This is a genomic window from Psychrobacter luti (assembly GCF_014192115.1).
Classification (GTDB): domain Bacteria; phylum Pseudomonadota; class Gammaproteobacteria; order Pseudomonadales; family Moraxellaceae; genus Psychrobacter; species Psychrobacter luti.
The window spans coordinates 1-5,702 of record NZ_JACHXL010000013.1 but is presented as its reverse complement, the minus strand read 5'-3'; the positions used below and the strand labels follow the sequence as shown (position 1 = coordinate 5,702).

The 5,702-nt window shown below is 48.0% G+C and carries 2 tRNA genes and 3 rRNA genes; all 5 read left to right on the top strand.

Annotated features, from left to right (window positions below):
* Nucleotides 1-378: 378 nt before the first annotated feature.
* Nucleotides 379-1,917 (top strand): 16S ribosomal RNA (locus tag FHS24_RS12290).
* Between the two features lie 75 nt (nucleotides 1,918-1,992).
* Nucleotides 1,993-2,069: transfer RNA gene (locus tag FHS24_RS12285), tRNA-Ile, on the top strand.
* Between the two features lie 8 nt (nucleotides 2,070-2,077).
* Nucleotides 2,078-2,153: transfer RNA gene (locus FHS24_RS12280), tRNA-Ala, on the top strand.
* A gap of 359 nt (nucleotides 2,154-2,512) precedes the next feature.
* A 23S ribosomal RNA gene (locus FHS24_RS12275) occupies nucleotides 2,513-5,375 on the top strand.
* Nucleotides 5,376-5,561: 186 nt separating this feature from the next.
* Nucleotides 5,562-5,676 (top strand): 5S ribosomal RNA (rrf, locus tag FHS24_RS12270).
* Together the 16S, 23S and 5S rRNA genes with 2 tRNA genes alongside form the textbook arrangement of a ribosomal RNA operon.
* Nucleotides 5,677-5,702 lie beyond the last annotated feature (26 nt).

Genomic DNA, 5,702 nt, shown 5'->3' with positions numbered 1-5,702 from the left:
TTGAAACAATTTATAAAAAAGCTTGACAAACCAAATCATTATGATATGATAGTCAGCTCGCTTCAAGGCATAACCCATATGGTTTAAGCCAATGAAGTGAAAGTAATACCCTATATAATCATCTACTGGACGACAGTAGCATGACACTATTTAAAAGCATAACTAAAGAACAACTTGTGTGGATTTTTGCTGATTCAGAATGCTAAAAAATAAAGTTGGTTTTACTTCCTTTTCGGAAGTTTTTCTAACTATAAAAATTATCATTTAAGACAGCAGAAAAACTCAAAGTTAATTCATTACGAACATAATTTTTAGCGATTTTGCCAGATTAGATGAGCCAAGTTTAGAAGCTTCTTTAAAGAGCTTCATAGCAAGATTAAACTGAAGAGTTTGATCATGGCTCAGATTGAACGCTGGCGGCAGGCTTAACACATGCAAGTCGAGCGGAAACGATGGTAGCTTGCTACCAGGCGTCGAGCGGCGGACGGGTGAGTAATACTTAGGAATCTACCTAGTAGTGGGGGATAGCTCGGGGAAACTCGAATTAATACCGCATACGACCTACGGGAGAAAGGGGGCAACTTGTTGCTCTCGCTATTAGATGAGCCTAAGTCGGATTAGCTAGATGGTGGGGTAAAGGCCTACCATGGCGACGATCTGTAGCTGGTCTGAGAGGATGATCAGCCACACCGGGACTGAGACACGGCCCGGACTCCTACGGGAGGCAGCAGTGGGGAATATTGGACAATGGGGGCAACCCTGATCCAGCCATGCCGCGTGTGTGAAGAAGGCCTTTTGGTTGTAAAGCACTTTAAGCAGTGAAGAAGACTCCGTGGTTAATACCCACGGACGATGACATTAGCTGCAGAATAAGCACCGGCTAACTCTGTGCCAGCAGCCGCGGTAATACAGAGGGTGCAAGCGTTAATCGGAATTACTGGGCGTAAAGGGAGCGTAGGTGGCTCGATAAGTCAGATGTGAAATCCCCGGGCTCAACCTGGGAACTGCATCTGATACTGTTGAGCTAGAGTATGTGAGAGGAAGGTAGAATTCCAGGTGTAGCGGTGAAATGCGTAGAGATCTGGAGGAATACCGATGGCGAAGGCAGCCTTCTGGCATAATACTGACACTGAGGCTCGAAAGCGTGGGTAGCAAACAGGATTAGATACCCTGGTAGTCCACGCCGTAAACGATGTCTACTAGTCGTTGGGTCCCTTGAGGACTTAGTGACGCAGCTAACGCAATAAGTAGACCGCCTGGGGAGTACGGCCGCAAGGTTAAAACTCAAATGAATTGACGGGGGCCCGCACAAGCGGTGGAGCATGTGGTTTAATTCGATGCAACGCGAAGAACCTTACCTGGTCTTGACATATCTAGAATCCTGCAGAGATGCGGGAGTGCCTTCGGGAATTAGAATACAGGTGCTGCATGGCTGTCGTCAGCTCGTGTCGTGAGATGTTGGGTTAAGTCCCGCAACGAGCGCAACCCTTGTCCTTAGTTACCAGCGGGTTAAGCCGGGAACTCTAAGGATACTGCCAGTGACAAACTGGAGGAAGGCGGGGACGACGTCAAGTCATCATGGCCCTTACGACCAGGGCTACACACGTGCTACAATGGTAGGTACAGAGGGCAGCTACACAGCGATGTGATGCGAATCTCAAAAAGCCTATCGTAGTCCAGATTGGAGTCTGCAACTCGACTCCATGAAGTAGGAATCGCTAGTAATCGCGGATCAGAATGCCGCGGTGAATACGTTCCCGGGCCTTGTACACACCGCCCGTCACACCATGGGAGTTGATTGCACCAGAAGTGGATAGCCTAACCTTCGGGAAGGCGTTCACCACGGTGTGGTTGATGACTGGGGTGAAGTCGTAACAAGGTAGCCGTAGGGGAACCTGCGGCTGGATCACCTCCTTATCGATGGCATTCGGTCAGCAAGAATTCACAACAAGTTGTTCTTTAGTTTAAGCTTACGTTTATTTAAGCGTAATTGGGTCTGTAGCTCAGCTGGTTAGAGCACCGTGTTGATAACGCGGGGGTCAGTGGTTCAAGTCCACTTAGACCCACCATTTTACATGGGGCCATAGCTCAGTTGGTAGAGCGCCTGCCTTGCACGCAGGAGGTCAACGGTTCGACTCCGTTTGGCTCCACCACTATAAACGCCAAGTAAGCTTTAGATGCCAATAAATATAATAGGTATTCAACAGAATTAAGTGATCGTTATTGATTATTTACTTCTGTTTTATACAGAACTTATGACTCGACGAGAGCGTAAGAACTATTTAAAAACATAGATATGAGTCTGGGTTAGGAACACGTGTTCACGCGTTGTTCCTAACCTTAATAACTCACTACTTAACGACATCAGTTGTTATCCCAGTAGTGAGTTATTAAAAAAGTAAAGAGAACTGAATCAAGCGTATAAACATAGGTGATATCGTTATCATAATTAGACTTTATGACACTTAGGAGTCAAAGCTTATTTATAAGTTAAGACTACTTGGGGTTGTATGGTCAAGTAATGAAGCGCACATGGTGGATGCCTTGGCAGTCAGAGGCGATGAAAGACGTGACAGCCTGCGATAAGCTTCGGGGAGGCGGCAATATCCTGTGATCCGGAGATTTCTGAATGGGGAAACCCACTTACCATAAGGTAGGTATCTTGTACTTGTACAAGAAGCGAACGAGGGGAAGTGAAACATCTCAGTACCCTTAGGAATAGACATCAAATGAGATTCCCCTAGTAGCGGCGAGCGAACGGGGAGAAGCCGATTAATTCTAATGTAGAAGAACAGCGTGGGAAAGCTGACCGTAGTAGGTGATAGTCCTGTATTCGAAACATTAGAGTTAACATATTAAGTAGAGCGGGGCACGAGAAATCCTGTTTGAAGATGGGGGGACCATCCTCCAAGGCTAAATACTCCTGACTGACCGATAGTGAACCAGTACCGTGAGGGAAAGGCGAAAAGAACCCCTGTGAGGGGAGTGAAATAGAACCTGAAACCGTGTGCGTACAAGCAGTAGGAGCCTCAATTTATTGGGGTGACTGCGTACCTTTTGTATAATGGGTCAGCGACTTATGTTCTGTAGCAAGGTTAACCGTTTAGGGGAGCCGTAGGGAAACCGAGTCTTAATAGGGCGAATTAGTTGCAGGGCATAGACCCGAAACCGAGTGATCTATCCATGAGCAGGTTGAAAGTGCCGTAACAGGCACCGGAGGACCGAACCCACTGTCGTTGAAAAGCCAGGGGATGACTTGTGGATAGGGGTGAAAGGCTAATCAAACTCGGTGATAGCTGGTTCTCCCCGAAAGCTATTTAGGTAGCGCCTCGGACGAACACCATTGGGGGTAGAGCACTGTTTCGGCTAGGGGGTCATACCGACTTACCAAACCGATGCAAACTCCGAATACCGATGAGTGATATCCGGGAGACACACAGTGGGTGCTAACGTCCATTGTGGAGAGGGAAACAACCCAGACCGCCAGCTAAGGCCCCAAATTCCTAGTTAAGTGGGAAACGAGGTGGGAAGGCATAGACAGCTAGGAGGTTGGCTTAGAAGCAGCCATCCTTTAAAGAAAGCGTAATAGCTCACTAGTCGAGTCGGCCCGCGCGGAAGATGTAACGGGGCTCAAACTAGGAGCCGAAGCTGCGGATTTGAATTTGTTTTCAAGTGGTAGGGGAGCGTTGTGTAAGCCTGTGAAGGTGTGTTGTAAAGCATGCTGGAGGTATCACAAGAGCGAATGCTGACGTGAGTAACGATAATGCGAGTGAAAAGCTCGCACGCCGGAAGATCAAGGGTTCCAGTCCAACGTTAATCGGGGCTGGGTGAGTCGACCCCTAAGGCGAGGCCGAAAGGCGTAGTCGATGGGAAATCGGTTAATATTCCGATACTTGTTTATAATGCGATGGAGGGACGGAGTAGGTTATGTCAGCCTGGCGTTGGTTGTCCAGGTGAAAGGATGTAGGCTTACAGTTTAGGCAAATCCGGACTGTAATACGGCTGAGATCTGATAGCAAGCTGTACTTGTACAGCGAAGTGGCAAATACCATGCTTCCAGGAAAAGCTTCTAAGCAATAGTTATAAACGAATCGTACCCTAAACCGACACAGGTGATCAGGTAGAGAATACCAAGGCGCTTGAGAGAACTCTGCTGAAGGAACTAGGCAAAATGGTACCGTAACTTCGGGAGAAGGTACGCTGCCGATGGTGATAGGACTTGCTCCTTGAGCTGTTGGCAGTCGCAGATACCAGGCTGCTGCAACTGTTTATTAAAAACACAGCACTCTGCAAACACGAAAGTGGACGTATAGGGTGTGATGCCTGCCCGGTGCTGGAAGGTTAATTGATGGGGTTAGCGTAAGCGAAGCTCTTGATCGAAGCCCCAGTAAACGGCGGCCGTAACTATAACGGTCCTAAGGTAGCGAAATTCCTTGTCGGGTAAGTTCCGACCTGCACGAATGGCATAATGATGGCAGCGCTGTCTCCAGCAGAGACTCAGTGAAATCGAAATCGCAGTGAAGATGCTGTGTACCCGCGGCTAGACGGAAAGACCCCGTGAACCTTTACTACAGCTTTACATTGAACTTTGACCTGACTTGTGCAGGATAGGTGGGAGGCTTTGAAGCCGAGACGCTAGTCTTGGTGGAGCCAATCTTGAAATACCACCCTGGTCATGTCGGGGTTCTAACTCAGGTATAACAATACCGAGGACAATGTATGGTGGGTAGTTTGACTGGGGCGGTCTCCTCCTAAAGAGTAACGGAGGAGTACGAAGGTGCGCTCAGAACGGTCGGAAATCGTTCATAGAGTATAAAGGCAAAAGCGCGCTTAACTGCGAGACCCACAAGTCGAGCAGGTACGAAAGTAGGTCTTAGTGATCCGGTGGTTCTGTATGGAAGGGCCATCGCTCAACGGATAAAAGGTACTCTGGGGATAACAGGCTGATACCGCCCAAGAGTTCATATCGACGGCGGTGTTTGGCACCTCGATGTCGGCTCATCTCATCCTAGGGCTGAAGCAGGTCCTAAGGGTATGGCTGTTCGCCATTTAAAGAGGTACGCGAGCTGGGTTTAGAACGTCGTGAGACAGTTCGGTCCCTATCTACCGTGGGCGTTGGAAATTTGAGAGGATCTGCTCCTAGTACGAGAGGACCAGAGTGGACGAACCTCTGGTGTTCGGGTTGTCACGCCAGTGGCATTGCCCGGTAGCTACGTTCGGATGGGATAACCGCTGAAAGCATCTAAGCGGGAAGCCCACCTCAAGATAAGATTTCCCTAAAGAGCCGTTGAAGACTACGACGTTGATAGGCAGGGTGTGGAAGCACAGCGATGTGTGTAGCTAACCTGTACTAATTGCTCGTTTGGCTTGACCATACAACACCCAAGTGGTTTGTATGAAAGCTCTAATTAATCTATCTTGTATAAGCGAAAGCTTATAGAATAAAGAAAGAATATTTCGATATCACCTTAAACCTTGATTCAGTTAGGTTTATGTTGATGAGACTAATAGATAATACTTGACGTCAAAACAATAACAACAGACTCATATCTAACCCCTTTGCTGACGACAATAGCATGATGGCACCACCTGATCCCTTCCCGAACTCAGAAGTGAAACATCATCGCGCCAATGGTAGTGTGGCTCCGGCCATGTGAGAGTAGGTCATCGTCAGCTCTCTATTCTAAAAGTAAAACCCCCTT